The sequence below is a fragment of the Bradyrhizobium monzae genome (genome assembly GCF_021458635.1).
Classification (GTDB): domain Bacteria; phylum Pseudomonadota; class Alphaproteobacteria; order Rhizobiales; family Xanthobacteraceae; genus Bradyrhizobium.
In genome coordinates this window covers 61,035-77,804 of the sequence record NZ_JAIRDQ010000011.1, presented here as the reverse complement: position 1 = coordinate 77,804, position 16,770 = coordinate 61,035, and the positions used below count along the sequence as shown (strand labels likewise).

Below are 16,770 nucleotides of genomic sequence, written 5' to 3'. Positions count from 1 at the left end.
TGGATTTACGATGCATGATCGTCCCGGCCTCGCCGGGACGATTTGTTTTCAGCCCCGCGTCACCGTCGGCGAGGATGGCACCAGCACCGGCTTCAACGAGGGAATCAGCCGCGCTCGTTCGCGCTTGGCGGGGATCGCGCGATAGACCTGCTTGGTCGCTTCGACGATGTGGACGCCGGCAAAAGGCAGCGACAGCGCAGCACCGGCACGCTCCCACATCTGCGCTGATTTCAGCACCCAGCGGCCCGCGTAAGGCGGCATGAACAGGGCCTCGCCCCAGCCGGTCGGCGTGAACCAGGTCTGGCGCAACAGGTCCGTGATCTGCGAGCGCGAATAGGGACGGCCATGGCCGAACGGCGTGTTGTCGCTGCGCGTCCACACGCCGCGCCGGTTCGGGATCACCGCCATGACCCGGCCGGACGGCGACAGCACCCGCCAGACCTCCCGCAGCAGCGCAGCCGGATCGTCGGACATCTCGAGCGCATGGATCAGCAGGATGCGGTCGACCGCGGCGTCGGGAAGCGGCAGCGAGAACTCGTCGACCAGCGTGGCCAGTGCGGGCCGCCCCGTGGGCCATTTCAACACGCCCTGGGCCGCCGGCATGAAGGCGATGCAGCGCTCCGCGTCCTCGCGGAACAGCCCGAGATAGGGCGTGGGATAGCCGATGCCGAGCACGCGCTGGCCCTCGGCGTTCGGCCAGCGCTCCCGGATGCCGCGATTGATCATCTGCCGCGCCACGATGCCGAGGCGCCGGGAATAGAACTCGCGAAGGTCGACGACGTCGATGGTCATGACGGCAATGTAACATGCACAAGGCGGCGGCCGCGCGCTGAATATTGCATTGCCTGCGCAACGTTAACGCCATATTTGTCTGACGGGGCTGAGCGCGATGGAGATGACATGGCCGCCGAAATTCGTACTTTCAACTGTTTAAACGACAATTTCGGTTATCTGATCCACGATGTGGAAACCAAGGCAACCGCCTCGATCGACGCACCGGAAGCCGGCCCCATCATCAGGGCGCTGGAGCGCGAGGGTTGGCAGCTCACCGATATCCTGATCACCCATCATCATGGTGATCATGTCGGCGGGGTCGCCGAACTCAAGCAGAAATACAATTGCCGCGTCGTCGCGCCGCATGACAAGACGACGAAGATCGCCGATGTCGATTTGCGCGTCGCCAATGCCGACGTGGTGAAGGTCGGCAGCTTGCTGGGGCGTGTCGTGGAAACGCCCGGTCACACGCTCGACCATATTTCCTACGTCTTCGACAACGAGAAGACGCTGTTCGCTGCCGATACGCTGTTCTCGATCGGCTGCGGCCGCGTGTTCGAGGGCACCTACCCGATGATGTGGGACTCGCTGTTGAAGCTGCGGGCCCTGCCCGACGACTTCAAGCTCTATTGCGGCCACGAATACACCGCGTCCAACGTCAAGTTCGCACTGACCGTCGATCCCGATAATGCGGCGCTCCAGGCCCGCGCGGCGGAAGTGACGAGGCTGCGGGCGGAGAACAAACCGACCATTCCCTCACTGCTTGGTGATGAGAAGCGAGCAAACGTGTTCTTGCGCGCTGATGAACCGTCGGTCGCAGCCAGGCTACACATGAAAGGCGCGGATGCCGCCGCAGTGTTCGGCGAGTTGCGCGAGCGCAAAAACAAGTCCTGAAGACCTGACGGGGATCGATGCCGACCGCAGCCGAGATCATCGCGCGCCTTGAGCTCCGCCCGCACCCCGAGGGCGGCCATTACCGCGAGACCTTTCGCGACCAGACCACCGACGCCAACGGGCGCTCTCGTTCGACCTCGATCTACTACCTGCTCGCGCGCGGCGAGCGCTCGCACTGGCATCGCATCGATGCGGTCGAGACCTGGCACTACTATTCCGGCAGCCCGCTGACGCTGCGCATTGCGCATGACGGCTGCTCCCAGCACGAGGTGCGGCTCGGCACGGACCTTATGCGGGGCGAGCGACCACAGGCCATCGTACCAGCGGATGCGTGGCAGATGGCGGAGACCACCGGCGAGTGGACGCTGGTCGGCTGCACCGTGGCGCCCGCCTTCGAGTTCGCAAAATTCGAGCTCGCGCCGAAGGGCTGGGAGCCGTAACCCCGGACTCTCACCGCTTCTTCAGCACCATGTCCTTTGCCGCGATCAGACCGCCGCCGGCGATCAGGATTGCGGCAATCGCAATGTTGGCGCTGGCTTTGGCAAAGCCGGCGGCGATGAGGAAGCCGGTCGAGAGCAGCGGCGTCGCGTAAGAGGCGGCGCCGAGCACGCGAATGTCGCCCCGCTTCATGCCGATGTCCCAGGCGTAGAAGGCAGCACCGACAGGACCGATGCCGAGCGCGACCACAGCGAGCCATTGTAACGTCGTCTCGGGCCACACCGTGGTTTCGAGCAGACCATGCACAAGCGCGGCGAGCACCGATGTGGCGAGGCAGAAGCCCGCGACCGCATCGGTCGGCACCGCCTTCAATCGCCGCGACAGCACCGAATAGGTCGCCCAGACGAAGGCGGCGATGAAGGCCGCGACCAATCCCGGCACCGCACCCGGCGCGAAGCCGGAGGTATTGCCGGCAAACAACAATACGGTGCCGACGAGGCCGAGCGTGGCGCCGATGATGTGATGCGCGGCCAGCCGCTCGCCCGGCAGAAACGACGAGAACAGCACGATCAGCAGCGGCCACATGTAGTTCAGAAGGCCGGCTTCGGCCGGCGGCGCGAAGCGAAGCGCGAGGAAATAGAGCGCGTGATAGCCGAACAATCCGCCAACGCCAACGACCCACACGACGAGCGGCTGGCGCAGGCTTTTCGCGGCGCCGCCGCGGCCGATCCAGGTGAGCAGGCCGACGAGACCGCCGATCGCAAAGGTCATTGCAGCGAGTTGGAACGCCGGGATCTTTCCGGTCGCCACCGTCATCACGGACAACAACGACCACATCAGGATCGCGGTCAGTCCGATCAGCGTAGCTGTGCGCGGGGTCATGGATCAAATGGCTCTGAGGACGTTGATGCCCGGCGCGAGGCCGGGCATTTGCGTCTTCCCTATCGACTTGTCTCGCCCAACGCTACAGGCTTGACGCCATATCAGGCGTGATACTGGCCGCCATTGATGGTCAGGGTCGAGCCGGTGATGAAGCCTGCCTCGTCGGCTGCCAGGAACACGACCGCGCGCGCGATCTCTTCCGGCTCGCCGAGCCGGTTGACCGGGATCTGCGGGATCACGTTCTTCTCCAGGACGTCCTTGGGCACGGCCTGCACCATCTCGGTGTTGATATAGCCAGGCGCAATGGCGTTGACGGTGATGCCGCCCTTGGCGTTCTCGATTGCGAGTGCCTTGGTGAAACCGATATCGCCGGCCTTTGCCGCGGAATAGTTGACCTGACCGAACTGGCCCTTCTGGCCGTTGATCGACGAGATCGAGATGACGCGGCCGAATTTGCGCGCACGCATGCCCTCGATCACCTGGCGCGTCATGTTGAACAGCGAGCCGAGGTTGGTGTTGATGACGGCGTTCCACTGCTCGAGCGTCATCTTGTGGAAGGCGGTGTCACGGGTGATGCCGGCATTGTTGACGAGGACATCGACCGGGCCGAGCTCGGCCTCGACCTTCTTCACGCCTTCGGCGCAGGCATCGAAATTGCTGACGTCCCATTTGTAGACGGCGATGCCGGTCTCGGCCTTGAACTTCTCCGCCGCCGCATCATTGCCGGCATAGCTCGCCGCGACCTTGTAGCCAGCCGCCTTCAGCGCCTTGCTGATCGCAGCTCCGATGCCCCGCGTACCACCCGTCACCAATGCAACTCGCGCCATATCGTATTCCTTCCCTTGGGCTCTTCGGACGTTTCTGAGTGATCGTTTTTAGTGATGGATTATGCGGTTGGTTTGACGGACATCAAGAACAAAACGCCCGGCGTTGAGCCGGGCGTTTGTATTTAGTCGAGGCTTGCGCGGTTGCGAAGAATATTTGATTTGCAATCGCCGCCTTTTTAATCGCGTGCAACGCAATCACTGACGTGTGCAGCGCACGCGTAAGCCAAGTGTAAGCTCAGTCGCGCGCCAGACACATCGCGATACCCATGCCGCCGCCGATGCACAGCGTGGCAAGGCCCTTCTTCGAATCACGCTTCTGCATTTCGTGCAGCAGCGTCACCAGCACGCGCGCACCGGACGCGCCGACCGGATGGCCGATTGCGATCGCACCACCGTTGACGTTGACCTTGGAGGTGTCCCAGCCGAGGTCCTTGTTGACGGCGCAAGCCTGTGCCGCGAAGGCTTCGTTAGCCTCGATCAGATCGAGATCACCGACGCTCCAGCCGGCCTTCTTCAGCGCGGCGCGCGAGGCCGGGATCGGGCCCGAGCCCATAATCTTCGGATCAACGCCGGCCTGCGCCCAGGACACGATGCGCGCGAGCGGCTTCTTGCCTTCCTTGGCGGCCTGCTTTGCGGTCATCAGCACCACGGCGGCAGCGCCGTCATTGATGCCCGAGGCCGAGCCTGCGGTGACCGTGCCTTCCTTCTCGAAGGCGGGACGCAGCTTCGCCATCGCGTCAAGCGTGGCACCATGGCGCGGATATTCGTCGGCGCTGACGACGACATCGCCCTTGCGGCCCTTGATGGTGACGGGGACGATCTCGTCGTTGAACTTGCCGGCCTTCTGCGCCGCTTCGGCCTTCTGCTGCGAGGCAACCGCGAACTCGTCCTGCTGGGCACGGGTGATCTGCCACTGCCGCGCGACGTTCTCGGCGGTGTTGCCCATGTGGTAGCCGTTGAAGGCATCCCACAGACCGTCCTTGATCATGGTGTCGATGAACTCGACCGCGCCCATCTTGACCCCGCCGCGCAGATACTGGGCGTGCGGAGCCATGCTCATGGACTCCTGGCCGCCGGCTACCACGATCTCGGAATCACCGTTGAGCAGCGCCTGATACCCAAGCGCAACCGTGCGCAGGCCCGAGCCGCAAAGCTGGTTGACGCCCCAGGCCGGGCTCTCCACCGGAATACCGGCCATGATCGAGGCCTGGCGGGCGGGGTTCTGGCCCTGAGCGGCCGTCAGGATCTGGCCCATGATGACTTCGGAAACCCGGCCGGGCTCGATGCCACCGCGCTCCAGCGCGGCCTTGATGGCGATCGCGCCGAGATCGTGGGCGGGAAGGGTCGCGAACGCTCCGTTGAAGCTTCCGACCGGGGTGCGGGCGGCGCTGACGATGACGACATCGTCTGACATGGGCATCTCCTGGGGTTGAATGGGGGCAGACGGGGCTGGGAAACGGCTCGCCAGTCTCGAAGGGCATCCTGTTAACGTCATTGCGGCATGTCAATCGGCAGGTCACCGAATCCATGCCGCAGCGCATTCAAAATAGCGTTCTTGGCGATTTCGCAAGCACGTTTTTGCTGTGCAATTAACCGTGCCGCACAAAACGGTAGCGTGACCCCTTTGAAAATGCTTATTTTGTTGCGTTGCGTACTCTTCCCGCCCTGCGGCATTGGCCCTGCAGGTTCCCGTTCTCAGCGTCTTTGAAGTGAGAGCCCATGGCGAAATCAGACCAACCCACCACCATCAAGAAATACGCGAACCGCCGGCTCTATAACACCGGAACGAGCACCTATGTGACGCTCGAAGACCTCGCCGCCATGGTCAAGGACGGGGAAGATTTCCTGGTCTACGACGCCAAGACCGGCGACGACATCACCCGCTCCGTGCTCGCCCAGATCATCTTCGAGCAGGAGAACAAGGCCGGCCAGAACCTGCTGCCGACCACCTTCCTGCGCCAGCTGATCCGCTTCTACGGCGACAGCATGCAGATGGTGGTGCCGAAATATCTGGAGCAATCGATCGCGACGCTGACCCAGGAGCAGGAGAAGTTCCGCAAGCAGATCGCCAACACCCTGTCGGGGACTCCCTTTGCCCCGCTGGAAGAACAGGTCCGCCGCAACATGGAGCTGTTCCAGCAGACTTTCTCGATGTTCAAGCCGTTTGCCCCCGGCACGGGCCGCTCCGAGCCGGAGCCCGATGCGAGCGCCGAGCCGGCAAAGGACACCAACATCGACGACCTGCGCCAGCAGATGAAGGACATGCAGGAGCGCCTCGAAAAGATGTCGAAGAAGGACGAGTAGGTCTCTCGTCCGCACCGGCGCGTCCGCATGCGGCGGACGCGCGCGATTGGCTCGTTTGGCCGGCGGCTACGCCGCCAGTTTCACCGCATGCGCGAAGTCCCAATAGAGCTTGCGCGCCTTGGTGTAGAGCGGCCCCGGCTTCAGCTCGCGCACGTCAATACGAATCACGGGCGCGACCTTCGCAAAATTGCCGGTTGAAAAAATCTCGTCGGCAGCGAGGAAGTCAGCGTAGCGCAGCGTCTTCTCGACCACGGTGACGCCGTCACCGCGGAGCAGGCTGATCACCCGTTGGCGCGTGATACCATTGAGGAAGGTGCCGTTCGGTACCGGCGTGAAGACGACACCGTCTTTCGCCATGAACACATTGGAATTGCCGAACTCGGCGACATTGCCGAGCATGTCCAGCATCAGCGCGTTCTGGAAGCCGCGCGAAGCGGCCTCCGCCAGCGCCCGCGAATTGTTCGGATAGAGACAGGCAGCCTTTGCGTCGACCGGCGCGCATTCGGCGGTGGGCCTGCGGAACGGCGACAGCGTGATCGCGTTGCCGACCGGTTTCGGCATCGGCGCCTCGTAGATGCACAGGCACCAATTGGTGGTGTCGGGGTCGAACAGCACGCCGCCGCCGGCGCCGTTCTGCGCCCAATACATCGGGCGGACATAAAGCTCCGCATTCGGCGCAAAGCGCGCGATGCCTTCGTTGGCGAGCGTGAGCCAGGTGCCGGCATCGACCACCGGCTTGAGGCCAAAGTTGATCGCGGATTGATTGGCGCGCGCGACATGGCGGTCGAGGTCGGGCGCGACGCCTTCGAACGCGCGCGCGCCGTCGAACACGACCGAGCCGAGCCAGGCCGCATGCGTGCGCGGGCCCATGATCGGCACGTTGCCGTCATGCCATTTGCCCTCGAAGAAGGTCCAGCTCGGCGAATATTCGATCGGCTTCCTGATCTCGGCCATGACCGGCCTCCCCTCGAAAAATATCCGGGCACTATTGTCCCAATTTCTAAACGATTTGCTGCTGCGAAGCATCAACTCTCCTTTCCCGGGGAGGCGAAGACAAAACCGCGGCCAAACCGGCTATAGTGTCGGGCACGTCACGGAGTTTCCCATGCCGCTCGATCCGCTCGCAAAGCGCTTGTTGACCATGATGGCTGCGGCCGCGCCGCAGGCGCGGAGCCGACCGAGCGTCGAGGCGCGGCGACAATCGCTTGCGAAGCTGATGCAGTTCGCGCGCACCGACGCGCCGGATGTGACGGCCTCCGACGGCAAGTTGCCCGGCCCTGGCGGAGAGCTGCCCTATCGGCTCTATTCGCCGGCGTCTGCCGGCGAGCGCGCGCCGGGCTTCGTGTTCTTTCATGGCGGGGGACTCGTCGCCGGCAGCATTGCGACGCATGACCGTATCGCGGCGGCACTGGCCCATGCGACCGGCTGCCGCCTCGTTTCGGTCGACTACCGCCTCGCGCCCGAGCACAAATTTCCTGCTGCCGTCGACGACGCGATCGGAGCCACCGAGTGGGTGGCGCGCGAATCTTCATCGCTCGGCATCGACGCCGAGCGGCTTGTCGTCGGCGGCGATTCCGCCGGTGCGACGCTGGCCGCGATCGTATGCCAGGAGGCGGTGCAGAGCGCGGGCCTCTCCATCGTCGCGCAATGCCTGATCTGCCCAGTGCTGGATTTCGAGGAGACCTCGCCCTCGCGCGAAGCGTTCGCGGAGGGACATCTGATCGACCGCGCCACCATCGAGGCCGATCTGTCCGATTACCTGCCCGAGGGCCTGGATGCCGCCGATCCTCGCATCTCCCCGCTGCGCGCGACGCGTCTCTCGGGCCTGCCGACCGCAATCATCCACACCGCCGAATTCGACCCGATGCGCGACGAAGGCAATGCCTATGCGCGCAGGCTGCTCGCCGCGGGCGTCGCGGTCGAGCACGTTTGCCATGACGGCATGGTCCACAATTTCCACGCCATGGGCGCGATCCTGCCGCAGGCGCAGCTCGTGCTGTCGCAGATCGGCGAACAGGTCAGGCGCGCGGTGGAGAGATAGACATAGAGGCGCGAATCACGCGCGCGCGTCGAGCACGGCCCTGGCTGCCACGACATAGTCCGGCCAATGCACATCCGCATAGCGCTCGGCCTGCCGCGCGCTGGTCACGTCGGGCGCGTGCGCGGCGGCAATCATGCGCGCGAAGCGCTCTTCGGCAACCGTCACATCGCCAATGGCCAGTGCCGGGGCGGCGGCCACAGTCGTCGGAGCCACGGCGAGCCCCGCCATTCCAGCGAGCAGGATGCGGCGTGACGTGTTCATGGCTGTCGTCTCCATTGTCGGGCCTGCACTGTGGCGGGCGAGTGTGTCAGTGCGATCACGGCAGGGTAACCGCGCACACGCGCATCGTCCATTGCCCGCGGATAGACCTTGACCACGCGAACGAACACGTTCCATCTAGCGGGCGGTTCCGTCACCAGAGCGCCACGCGTCGGATTGTCACGTGTCCCACCACAGCCCAGCGTCCGGCCCAGTCTTGCGCGCTGTCGCGATGGGACTGCTTTGTCTGACGATCCCGGGCGGCGCCGCCTACGCCGGCGATGGGGCCGAGGACACGGCGGCAAAGCCGGTCGTCCCGAACATCTACCTCGATCTTCGCACGACCTATGCAACGATCCCTGCGGGCACGCTCGGGCTCGGTTTCGGCAACACCTCGCTCTCGGCCGCGTTCGAAGCGCTGGCGGCACAACGCGGCGCGACGCTGCCCAACGGCTTGCCTGCCGCGAGATCGATAGCCGTCGACCTGCCACTGACCGTGGACGTCAGCGATAGCGTGTCGCTCTATGGCGGCGTATCAGGCTCGGCGGCGGATATCGGCGGCGGCTGGTCGACGTTCGACATCACCAGTTGGAACATCGGCGTACAGGCCGACCTCTACCAGCAGAATGGCGGCAGCATTCCGACGATGACGTTGCAATCCACGCTGACCCAATCGGTGCCGAACGAACAGGGCATGACGAATTCGTTCAACAACATCCTGGAATTCGACTACGCGCTCGACGAGGACGAGACACGCGGCTGGCTTGCCGGCGTGCAATACACCTACACCGACATTGCCAGCCTGGTGGTTCGGATCAGGCCGAATACAATCCTCTACGCCGGCGGCTATTACCAGTGGCCGAGCAACTGGAAATTCACCGGCCGCCTCGGCGTGCAGTCATTCGGCGGTGCGCAGCTCGCAGGCCGGGCGCTTGCGGAGCCGTTCACCCAGCCGATCCTGCGCCTCGACCTCGACCGCATGGATGACAATGACAACCGCCTGTTCGGCATCACCGCCCAGATCGCGTGGATGCCGAAACCATCCTACCAGGTGACGCTGCGGACGCCGCTTTACGCCGTGCGCAACTGACCGCTGGCTTTGGTGAGCTTCTAATAGAGTTTCGCGTCAACGGATCGTTAATCCTCATCCGAAAACATCGATCGCGTTACATCGACGCAAGGAACCTTGCGCGACACTCAGGCCGCTTTTCGCATCTATGCAGCGTTGGAGACAGCGAATGTCCCGCTTGGTGACGGAACGGACGTTCCTTTCTGGGAAGATCATCTTCAATTTCGGCCAGTCGTCGATCGACTGCGTCGTGCGCCGGCTGTCCGAGGAAGCCGCGACGCTCGAGATGCAGAGTGGCCTTGGCGTGCCTGACCGCTTCCAGCTCACGCTTGCAGGACGCGACATCCTGAGCTGCCGCGTGATCTGGCGATCGGACCGTCAGGTGGGCGTCGCTTTCGAACAACCCGGCAGCATCCAACGCCCCACCAACGACGAGCAGGGGCGTTCGCCGGAGTCGCTGATGCGCGCCCAGATGCTGGCCCTGCGCGCCGCCCTCGATCATGTGCCAACCGGCATCGTTCTGCTCGACACCCACCTCAGGGCGCGGCTCATCAACCGGTCGTTTCGCCAGATGTGGCACCTGCCCGATCAGGTCGCCGACAGCAATCCATCCATTGTCACGCTGCTCCATCACGGTCGCGACATCGGAGCCTACGAGGTGCCCGACCCCGCCCTCGAAGCCCATGTGAAAGAGCGTGTCCGCGTGATCGAGGCTGGCGATCCGACACCCGTCGATGTGCGCCGAACCAATGGCGATGTCGTGCGCATACAATGCACGCCACTGCCTGACGGCGGGCGCATGCTGACCTATACGCCCGTCACCGACATCGTACGCTTCTCCGACGAGCTGAAGCTGCTGCGCGATGCCCTGGAAAACGTTCAGGACGGCGTACTTCTTCTCGACTCCGACTTGAACGCGAGCTTCATGAACCTGCGGATGCGGCGGTTCTGGGAAGTGAGCGACGAGGAAGCTGCCTTCCGCCCGGCCTATGCTTCGCTGGTGAGCCGCGCGCAACGCGCGAGCGCACCGGACCTTGCGGCAAACGAGCTGGCGAAATTCCCCGGCAAGCGTCTTGCCGAGGTCAGGGCGGGCGATCACGTGCGCGACCTCCGGACGCCCGACGGGCGACAGATCAGGGCCCATTGCACCACGATGGCGAACGGCGGCCGCATGCTGACCTATGTCGACATCACCGATCTCAACGACAAGGCCAACATGCTGGAGCGGCTCGCGACCACCGATCCGCTCACCGGCCTGTATAACCGCCGGCATTTCCTGGGTTCGCTCGATGCGGAATGGAGCCGCTTCCAGCGCTACTACCGCTCTGTCTCCGTCCTGATGCTCGACATCGATCACTTCAAGTCGGTCAACGACCGCTACGGTCACGCGATCGGCGACGAAGCGATCAAGGCTGTTGCAGCCGCGTGCAACGAGGGCAAACGCAAGTCCGATCTCGTCGGCCGCATCGGTGGCGAGGAGTTCGCGGTTCTGCTGCCCGAGACCAGCCTGTCACGCGCCAAGCTCGTCGCCGAGCGAATCCGCAAGCGCGCGATGGCGATCCATTTGAACGTTCATCAGGTGCAGTTCGGCCTTACCGTGAGCATCGGCATTGCCGAGGCCGCCGTCAGCATGTCCGGGATCGACGCCCTGATGGGCGCGGCCGATCAGGCGCTCTATCAGGCCAAGAACGAAGGCCGCAACCGCTGCATCGCCTGGACGCCTCCGCCGCCTGCAAGCAAGGCGGCGGAGTGATCGTCCGCAGCCGCCTCTATTCCGGCACCGGCACGTCGAACGTATTCAACGTGACCGAAACCATGCAATAGACGCCGACGAGATAGGACAGCTCGGCGGCGCCGTGCTCGCCGAATTCCTTCACGGCTGCCCGATAGGTCAGCTCAGGCAGCACGCCGCCGCTGACCAGGGCCGACGCCATGTCGTAGGCGACCGCCTCCTGCTTGGTCAGATCGACCGGCCGTTGTCCGGCAACGATGGTCGCAAGCTTTTCGTCGGAGAGGCCACGCTGCTCGGCGACGAGCACGTGAGCATAGAGTTCGTAGCCGGAGCGGAAATGCGAACCGGTGACGAGGATCGCGACCTCACGCACCGGCGCCGGCAGCAGCGGATTCGACGCGATCGCCTTGACCAGCTCCCACACCGGCCCGCCGAAACGCGGCTCGCGAATCCAGGGATTCCAGGGGCCGAGCAGCGCGCCGTCGTCGCGCATGTTCACGAAGCCCTTGAAGTGGTCCTTGATGCCCGCTTGCATGTCGGCATAGAGCGGCTTCTGTTCGGCACTCAGGTCTTTCGGATCGAGAATGGGAAGTCGCACGGTGGGGATCTCCTCGTTGAGAAGGTCGAAAACTCGCCCGCGTTCGCGCGCAAGGCAAGTGAAGTTGCCGTGACGACCGTGCAATTTGGCAAATGACAGAGAGACACCGCTATGAAGCCTTCAGGGCTTTAAGGGCTCTGCGGATTGACGACATCGTCGACTGCAAGCGCCAGCGGCTGCGCGGTGTCGAGGAACGACGACAAGGCCGCCTCGAACGGCGCTGGATCGAGGCCTCGCGCGGCAAGCCAGGCGGGCTCATAATAGGTCTGCCGGTAACGCTCGCCGGAATCGCAGATCAGCGTCACCAGCGATGCCGTTCGGCCCAACTTGCGCATCTCGGAGGCGAGCCGGCACAGCGCCAGAAAATTGGTGCCCGTGGAGCCGCCGACGGCACGGCGAAGCCGGCGCGACAGCACGTTCATTGCGGCGATCGTCGCCGCATCCGGAATCTTCATCATGCGGTCGACCACACCTGGCACAAAGGACGGCTCGCAGCGTGGACGGCCGACGCCTTCGATCAGCGAGGGGCGTTCACAAACATGGGAGCGGTCCTGCGAGCGGAAGCAATCGAAAAAAGCGGAATGCTCGACATCGGCCACGCACAGCCGCGTCGGATATTGGCGATAGCGCAGATAGCGACCGATCGTGGCCGAGGTGCCGCCGGTGCCCGCCCCCATCACGATCCAGTCCGGCAGCGGGTGCGGTTCGCCCTTCAACTGCGTAAAGACCGATTCGGCGATGTTGTTGTTGCCGCGCCAGTCGGTGGCGCGCTCGGCGAAGGTGAACTGGTCCATGTAATGGCCGTTCAGCCGGGTCGCGAGCGCAGCGGCCTCCGCATAGAGCGCGCGGCCGTCGTCGATCAGATGGCAGTTGCCGCCATAATGCTCGATCGCGGCGATCTTTTCCGACGAGGTCGTGCGCGGCATCACGGCATAGAAGGGCACGCCGATCATCTGCGCGAAATACGCCTCCGACACCGCGGTCGAGCCCGACGACGCCTCCACGACGGGCGTACCTTCGCGGATATGGCCGTTGCAGAGGGCGTAGAGGAACAGCGAGCGCGCGAGCCGGTGCTTCAGGCTGCCGGTCGGATGCGTGGACTCATCTTTCAGATAGAGGTCGATGCCTGCCAGCGCCGGCACGATCAGCCGGATCAGATGGGTGTCGGCCGTGCGGCACTGGTCGGCCTCGATCGCAGCCACGGCCTCGTCGACCCAGCCGCGCCGATACGCCGGGGCGACAGGGTCATGTTGGCGAAAGGGAAGCGGCTGCATCGGATGAATCTCTCACGATGCGCATCGCGCATCAATAGCGTGGGCTCAAAACTCCAATGGCGCGTTGTCGACGACTTCCTTCATCACGAAGAAGGTGCGGGTCTGGCGGACCCCGGGGAGCGCGATCAGCTGCTCGCCATGGATGCGATTGAAGTCCTCCATGTCGCCCACACGGATTTTCAGGAAGTAGTCGAAGTCGCCGGCGACGAGGTGGCAGTCGAGCACGAATTTCAGCCTGGCGATCGCCTGCTCGAAGGTTGCAAAGCTCTCCGGGGTCGAGCGGTCGAGCACGACGCCGACCATCACCAGCGTGCCCTTTGCCACCTTCTTCGGTGCCACCATGGCGCGGACCGCGGCAATGAAGCCCTCCTCGAACAGGCGCTGGGTGCGACGGTGGCAGGTAGCAGGGCTGATCGCGACGGTTTCGGCCAGCTCGGCGTTGCTGATCCGGCCATTATTCTGCAGCAATCTCAACATCTTGAGGTCGATGCGATCGAGACGAGCGGACATGGAAGAAACTTCCGATAATTGGCACAGCTTCGGAAGTAATATCAGCCCACGCCGGAATTCTCGCAAGATTATGTGCAATATGGGCGCGATATTCGAGAGCACCTTTTGGCGACGCAATGCTAGCGACATCCCAGACATTAACGCCAATCGGGATGATCCAATGAGACTGGACAAATTCGCGCGCTATCCGCTGACCTTCGGCCCGACGCCCATCGAGAAGCTGGAGCGGCTGTCGAAGCACCTCGGCGGCAATGTCGAGATCTACGCCAAGCGCGAGGACTGCAATTCCGGCCTCGCCTATGGCGGCAACAAGCTGCGCAAGCTCGAATACATCATCCCCGACGCGATCGCATCGAACGCCGACACACTGGTCTCGATCGGCGGCGTGCAGTCGAACCATACCCGCATGATCGCGGCGGTCGCCGCCAAGATCGGCATGAAGTGCCGCCTGGTGCAGGAAGCCTGGGTGCCGCACGAGGACGCCGTCTACGACCGCGTCGGCAACATCATGCTCTCGCGCATCATGGGCGCCGACGTCCGACTGGTCGACGACGGCTTCGACATCGGCATCCGCAAGAGCTGGGAGCAGGCGATCGAGGACGTGAAAGCTGCGGGCGGCAAGCCTTACGCGATCCCGGCCGGCGCTTCAGTGCACAAATTTGGCGGGCTCGGCTATGTCGGCTTCGCCGAGGAAGTGCGCCAGCAGGAGAAAGAGCTCGGCTTCAAGTTCGACTACATCATCGTCTGCACCGTGACCGGTTCGACCCACGCCGGCATGTTGGTCGGCTTTGCCGCCGACGGCCGCGCGCGAAAGGTGATCGGCATCGACGCCTCCTTCACACCGGCGCAGACGAAAGCGCAGGTGCTCTCGATCGCGCAGAGCACGGCAAACCTCGTCGAGCTCGGCAAGGACATCGTTGCCGACGACGTCGTGCTGATCGAGGATTACGCCTATCCCGCCTATGGCGTACCGTCGGAGGAGACCAAGGAGGCGATCCGCCTCACCGCACGGTTGGAGGCGATGATCACCGACCCGGTCTATGAAGGCAAATCGATGCAGGGCCTGATCGACCTGACCCGGAAAGGCCATTTCGAGAAGGGCGCGAAGATTCTCTACGCCCATCTCGGCGGCGCGCCGGCGCTCAACGGCTATGGGTATGCGTTCCGGAACGGGTGAGGCAGGCTACACCTCGCCCTCCACTCTGCTGTCATCCCGGGCAAGCGCAAGCGCTGTGCTCGTCCGGGATGACAAGAAGCCCTACCGCGTCTTGACGATCTGCAGCAGCTCTTCACCATAGTGCTCGAGCTTCTTGTCGCCGATGCCGGGGATGTTGCGCAGCTCGTCCAGCGTGGTCGGCCAGGCCCGAACGATGCCGTCGATGGTGGCATCGTGCAGCACGACATAGGCCGGCACACCGCGCTCGCGCGCGATATCCGAACGCCAGGACCGCAGTCGCGCGCGCAATTCGGGATCGACGTCGCCCTGCGCTGCGCTGGCTGCCGGCGCGAGGTCGCCGCGGCGGGATTTTGCGCGGCTTGACCGGACCCGCGTGCTGGGCGCTTCCTCGCGCAGCCACACCTCGGTTTCCCCGCGCAGCACGCCGCGCGCGGTGTCCGTCAGCTTCAGCGCGCCAAAGGCTTCGCTGTCGCTCTGCAGATGGCCCATGGCCACCAGCTGACGCAGCACGGTGCGCCATTGCTTCTCGTTGAGTTCGCGCCCGATGCCGAACACCGACAGCTTGTCGTGGCCGAACTGCGTCACCTTCTCGGTCAGGCGTCCGATCAGCACGTCGATCAGGTGCATCGCGCCGAAGCGTTGTCCGGTACGGTAAGCACAGGACAAGAGCTTCTGCGCCAACACCTTGCCGTCACGCATCTTTGGCGGCGTGAGGCAGTTATCGCAATTGCCGCAGTTATCGCCGTGCAGGGTCTCGGCGAAATAGGCGAGCAGGCGCCGGCGCCGGCACTGCGCGGTCTCGGCGAGCCCGACCAGCGCATCGAGCTTGCCAATCGATACGCGCTTGAAGTCGTCGGAGCCACTGGACTCGTCGATCATGCGGCGCTGCTGCACGATGTCGGAGAGGCCGTAGGCCATCCACGCCGCCGACGGCTTGCCGTCGCGCCCCGCACGCCCAGTCTCCTGGTAATAGGCCTCGATGCTCTTGGGCAGGTCGAGATGGGCAACGAAGCGCACGTCGGGCTTGTCGATGCCCATGCCGAAGGCGATGGTCGCGACGATGACGATGCCGTCCTCATTGAGGAAACGGTCCTGGTTGCGCGAGCGCACCTGGCCATCGAGCCCGGCATGATAGGGCAGCGCCGCAATGCCGGCCTCGGCGAGTGCGGCAGCAACCTCCTCGACGCGATTGCGGGACAGGCAATAGACCACGCCGGCGTCTCCGGCATGGCGTTCCCGGATGAATTCCTTCAGCTGCGACACCGCATTGCGCTTGTCGACGATCTCGTAGCGGATGTTCGGCCGGTCGAAGCTCGAGACGAATTGCGGGCTATCCGTCAGCTGGAGCCGCTGGACGATCTCTTTCCGCGTCAGTTCGTCGGCGGTCGCGGTCAGCGCGATGCGCGGCACATCGGGGAAGCGCTCGGCGATGATGGAGAGGCCGACATATTCGGGCCGGAAGTCATGCCCCCATTGCGAGACGCAATGCGCTTCGTCGATCGCGAACAGCGATACCTTGGCCTGAGCCAGCATCGACAGGCAGCGAGGCGTCACCAGGCGTTCCGGCGCGACATAGAGCAGGTCGAGATCGCCCGCGATCAGGCGCCGCTCGATGTCCGAGGCTTCCTGCGATGTCAGCGACGAGTTCAGTGCGGCGGCGTTGACGCCGGCCTCGAGCAGACCGGCGACCTGATCGCGCATCAGCGCGATCAGCGGCGAGACGACGATGCCGCAGCCCTCACGCAACAGGGACGGCAATTGATAGCACAACGACTTGCCGCCGCCGGTCGGCATCAGCACCAGGCAATTGCCGCCGTCGGTGACGTGCCGGATGATTTCGCCTTGCGCGCCCCGGAACCCCGGCAGGCCGAACACCGAATGCAGCACCGACAGCGCATCGCGGCCATCGGCCGGCGCTGGCAGCGGAGCGGTGGAAGGGGCGGACATGGGCGTTGTCGGGGGTTTGCCAGATTCGTCACCACGCCAGTCGCA

At 64.2% G+C, this 16,770-nt stretch carries 18 protein-coding genes; 7 read left to right on the top strand and 11 right to left on the bottom strand.

Features of this window, described 5'->3' with window-relative positions:
* Positions 1–48: 48 nt before the first annotated feature.
* Positions 49–792 carry a methyltransferase domain-containing protein gene (locus K3F49_RS31140; RefSeq protein WP_234684720.1) on the bottom strand — a complete coding sequence of 248 codons (744 nt, stop codon included), beginning with the start codon at positions 790–792 and terminating at the stop codon, positions 49–51.
* Between the two features lie 108 nt (positions 793–900).
* Between K3F49_RS31140 and gloB the strand changes: the two genes are divergently transcribed.
* Together gloB and K3F49_RS31130 are read left to right on the top strand one after the other, a co-directional pair.
* Complete coding sequence (gloB, locus tag K3F49_RS31135; RefSeq protein ID WP_234684719.1) at positions 901–1,668, top strand: hydroxyacylglutathione hydrolase; 768 nt, start codon at positions 901–903, stop codon at positions 1,666–1,668.
* A 17-nt stretch (positions 1,669–1,685) separates the two neighbouring features.
* Positions 1,686–2,108 (top strand): cupin domain-containing protein, encoded by a 423-nt coding sequence (locus K3F49_RS31130; protein ID WP_234684718.1) that lies wholly within the window; start codon positions 1,686–1,688, stop codon positions 2,106–2,108.
* Positions 2,109–2,118: 10 nt separating this feature from the next.
* Here the strand turns inward: K3F49_RS31130 and yddG are convergent, their stop codons facing one another.
* The 4 genes from yddG to K3F49_RS31110 all read right to left on the bottom strand — a co-directional run bounded on the left by yddG (position 2,119) and on the right by K3F49_RS31110 (position 5,489).
* Entirely contained in the window at positions 2,119–2,988 is an 870-nt protein-coding gene (gene yddG, locus K3F49_RS31125) for an aromatic amino acid exporter YddG (RefSeq protein ID WP_234684717.1), read from the bottom strand.
* 101 nt (positions 2,989–3,089) lie between these two features.
* Entirely contained in the window at positions 3,090–3,815 is a 726-nt protein-coding gene (gene phbB / locus K3F49_RS31120) for an acetoacetyl-CoA reductase (protein ID WP_028149509.1), read from the bottom strand.
* A 235-nt stretch (positions 3,816–4,050) separates the two neighbouring features.
* Positions 4,051–5,229, bottom strand: a complete 1,179-nt coding sequence (locus tag K3F49_RS31115; RefSeq protein ID WP_234684716.1) for an acetyl-CoA C-acetyltransferase — start codon at positions 5,227–5,229, stop codon at positions 4,051–4,053.
* Between the two features lie 77 nt (positions 5,230–5,306).
* Positions 5,307–5,489, bottom strand: a complete 183-nt coding sequence (locus tag K3F49_RS31110) for a hypothetical protein (RefSeq protein WP_234684715.1) — start codon at positions 5,487–5,489, stop codon at positions 5,307–5,309.
* Between the two features lie 45 nt (positions 5,490–5,534).
* On the opposite strand from K3F49_RS31110, the gene phaR reads away from it, so the two are divergent.
* Positions 5,535–6,119, top strand: coding sequence for a polyhydroxyalkanoate synthesis repressor PhaR (phaR, locus tag K3F49_RS31105; protein ID WP_234684714.1), 585 nt, complete (start codon positions 5,535–5,537; stop codon positions 6,117–6,119).
* Between the two features lie 66 nt (positions 6,120–6,185).
* Here phaR and K3F49_RS31100 read toward each other — a convergent pair whose 3' ends face one another.
* A complete protein-coding gene (locus tag K3F49_RS31100) occupies positions 6,186–7,073 on the bottom strand; it encodes a branched-chain amino acid aminotransferase (protein ID WP_234684713.1) in 888 nt (295 codons plus the stop codon).
* Positions 7,074–7,224: 151 nt separating this feature from the next.
* Here K3F49_RS31100 and K3F49_RS31095 point away from each other — a divergent pair, with 151 nt between their 5' ends.
* Complete coding sequence (locus K3F49_RS31095) at positions 7,225–8,160, top strand: alpha/beta hydrolase (RefSeq protein WP_234684712.1); 936 nt, start codon at positions 7,225–7,227, stop codon at positions 8,158–8,160.
* Positions 8,161–8,175: 15 nt separating this feature from the next.
* On the opposite strand, the gene K3F49_RS31090 is transcribed toward K3F49_RS31095, so the two are convergent.
* Positions 8,176–8,421, bottom strand: coding sequence for a hypothetical protein (locus K3F49_RS31090; protein WP_234684711.1), 246 nt, complete (start codon positions 8,419–8,421; stop codon positions 8,176–8,178).
* A 214-nt stretch (positions 8,422–8,635) separates the two neighbouring features.
* On the opposite strand from K3F49_RS31090, the gene K3F49_RS31085 reads away from it, so the two are divergent.
* Together K3F49_RS31085 and K3F49_RS31080 are read left to right on the top strand one after the other, a co-directional pair.
* Positions 8,636–9,508, top strand: coding sequence for a hypothetical protein (locus tag K3F49_RS31085; RefSeq protein WP_234684898.1), 873 nt, complete (start codon positions 8,636–8,638; stop codon positions 9,506–9,508).
* A 148-nt stretch (positions 9,509–9,656) separates the two neighbouring features.
* Positions 9,657–11,240, top strand: a complete 1,584-nt coding sequence (locus K3F49_RS31080; protein ID WP_234684710.1) for a sensor domain-containing diguanylate cyclase — start codon at positions 9,657–9,659, stop codon at positions 11,238–11,240.
* A gap of 16 nt (positions 11,241–11,256) precedes the next feature.
* On the opposite strand, the gene K3F49_RS31075 is transcribed toward K3F49_RS31080, so the two are convergent.
* From K3F49_RS31075 to K3F49_RS31065, 3 genes are all read right to left on the bottom strand, one after another.
* A complete protein-coding gene (locus tag K3F49_RS31075; RefSeq protein ID WP_234684709.1) occupies positions 11,257–11,817 on the bottom strand; it encodes a carboxymuconolactone decarboxylase family protein in 561 nt (186 codons plus the stop codon).
* Positions 11,818–11,945: 128 nt separating this feature from the next.
* Complete coding sequence (locus K3F49_RS31070; protein WP_234684708.1) at positions 11,946–13,091, bottom strand: PLP-dependent cysteine synthase family protein; 1,146 nt, start codon at positions 13,089–13,091, stop codon at positions 11,946–11,948.
* Positions 13,092–13,136: 45 nt separating this feature from the next.
* Positions 13,137–13,601: an Lrp/AsnC family transcriptional regulator gene (locus tag K3F49_RS31065; protein ID WP_234684707.1), complete on the bottom strand. Its 465-nt coding sequence runs from the start codon at positions 13,599–13,601 to the stop codon at positions 13,137–13,139.
* Between the two features lie 160 nt (positions 13,602–13,761).
* Between K3F49_RS31065 and K3F49_RS31060 the strand changes: the two genes are divergently transcribed.
* Entirely contained in the window at positions 13,762–14,778 is a 1,017-nt protein-coding gene (locus K3F49_RS31060) for a 1-aminocyclopropane-1-carboxylate deaminase (protein WP_234684706.1), read from the top strand.
* Between the two features lie 81 nt (positions 14,779–14,859).
* Here the strand turns inward: K3F49_RS31060 and recQ are convergent, their stop codons facing one another.
* Positions 14,860–16,725 (bottom strand): DNA helicase RecQ, encoded by a 1,866-nt coding sequence (recQ, locus tag K3F49_RS31055; RefSeq protein ID WP_234684705.1) that lies wholly within the window; start codon positions 16,723–16,725, stop codon positions 14,860–14,862.
* Between the last annotated feature and the right edge of the window lie 45 nt (positions 16,726–16,770).